This window comes from Nitratidesulfovibrio oxamicus (assembly GCF_015731765.1).
Taxonomy (GTDB): domain Bacteria; phylum Desulfobacterota; class Desulfovibrionia; order Desulfovibrionales; family Desulfovibrionaceae; genus Cupidesulfovibrio; species Cupidesulfovibrio oxamicus.
Genome location: NZ_VRYY01000501.1, coordinates 1 through 1647, shown reverse-complemented (window position 1 = coordinate 1647; position 1647 = coordinate 1). Strand labels below are relative to the sequence as shown.

The window sequence follows — 1647 nt, the reverse complement described above, 5'->3', positions numbered from 1 at the left end:
GGCCATGCGGGGGCGTTCGTCCGGGGCCAGCAGGTCCAGCAGGCCCGCCGCCGGGGGCAGGGCTGCCGGGTCGATGCCGAACTGGGCAAAGGCGGCGCGGTTCAGCGAGCGCAGCACGCCCGCCGGATCGGTTTCGAACACCGTGACGGACAGGGTGTCGATGAATTCGCGTTGGCGGCGTTCGTGCTCGCGCAGCAGCCGGTACAGCTCGAAGCTCTCGATGGCGTTGGCGCAGTGCTTGAGGATGAGCGCGAGCAGCGAAAGCAGGATGCCGGAAAGGTTCTTTTCGGTGCGCGGCATGGCCCCGATGAACATCCCCCGCACGCGTGAGGTGGTGGCCAGCACGCTGAGCACCAGGCGGTGGCTGTTGTCCGAGGAATACACGGTGATGGGCCGGTTTTCGCGCACGGCCAGGGCGAACACCCCGGTTTCGATGAGCCGTTCCACCTCGCGTTCGATGGCGGATCCTTCCTCGCTGGGGCGACACAGGCCCAGCACGAAGTCCGAGGTGTGCTCGTCCACCAGGTAGAACGCCGTCACCGAGAACTGCACCAGTTCGCCGATGCGCGCCACGGCCTCGTCCAGCAGGGCGGAGGGTTCTTCCAGCCGGTTGATGCAGGTCTGGAAGTCGCCGAGGTTGAAGGCCATGTCCAGCACGTCGAGCGTGAACCGGGCCTGGTCTTCAAGATGGCGCAACCGGGCGTGCAGGCCCGCGCTGCCGAAGGTGGGGTCGTTGCTAGTCATGCGTTTCCAGGAATCTGATGATTTCGAGAACCTGATATTCCATCTGATTGGCCGTCTGCACCACCGCGCCGGGGGGCAGGGCCAGCGCGGCCCAGCCCGCGTCGGTCAGGGGCGGCACCAGCACCTCGCCGCTGGTGCCGTAGCCCAGGGCGTTGGCCAGCAGGTCGGCCACGGCCATGATGGCCGGTTCGCAACTGCCGCTGGAGCTTTCGGGCCTGTGGTGCCGCTGGACGTTGCGTTCCAGAGATACCGGGCATTTCCATTGCCGCAGGATGGCCCCGCCCATTTCGTCATGGGTGAAGCCGACGATGTCGCGTTCCAGCGAGCGCACCGTGGCGCCGCGCGTCCGGGCCTCTGCCAGCAGCAGCCGCCCGTGGTCGGGCAGTTGCCCGTATATGGCCAGCCGCCCCAGGTCGTGCAGCAGCCCGGCCACGAAGAACCGTTCGCCGTTGCTCATGCGGTGCAGCCCGGCCAGGATGCGCGCGGCCACGCCGCAGGCGATGGAGTGCGTCCAGAAGGCGCGCATGTCCACGAGGTCTTGCGGCACCCCCCGGAAGGCCGTCACCACGCTGACGCCCATGGCCAGCGAGACCAGTTGGTTGGTGCCGATGATGGACACGGCGCGGGTGATGGTTTCTATGCGCGCCCGCAGCCCGTAATAGGCGCTGTTGGCTATGCGCAGCAGCCGCGCGGAAAGGTCGGTGTCCTTGGAAATGATTTCTGCCGCGTCGGCGGCGGAACTGCGCGGGTCGTTGACCACCTCGACCAGGCGGTGGAACACGCTGGGCAGGGTGCCGAAGCGCATGTCCTCGCGCAGGACCGATTCCAGCGTCACCGGGCGGGGGGCCGGGTCCGGCCGCACCGGGCTTGGGGCCTCGCCGGGGGGGGCGGGCCATGGCGGGG

General features: G+C 68.4%; 2 protein-coding genes. Both read right to left on the bottom strand.

What is annotated here, in order from left to right; genetic code table 11:
* The coding region (locus FVW20_RS14575; protein ID WP_196610180.1) for a PAS domain-containing protein at nucleotides 1-744 on the bottom strand (744 nt) is incomplete at its 3' end.
* Nucleotides 737-1647, bottom strand: a 911-nt coding sequence (locus FVW20_RS14570) for an HDOD domain-containing protein (RefSeq protein ID WP_196610179.1), incomplete at its 5' end; no start/stop codon positions are given. The genes FVW20_RS14575 and FVW20_RS14570, both read right to left, overlap by 8 nt.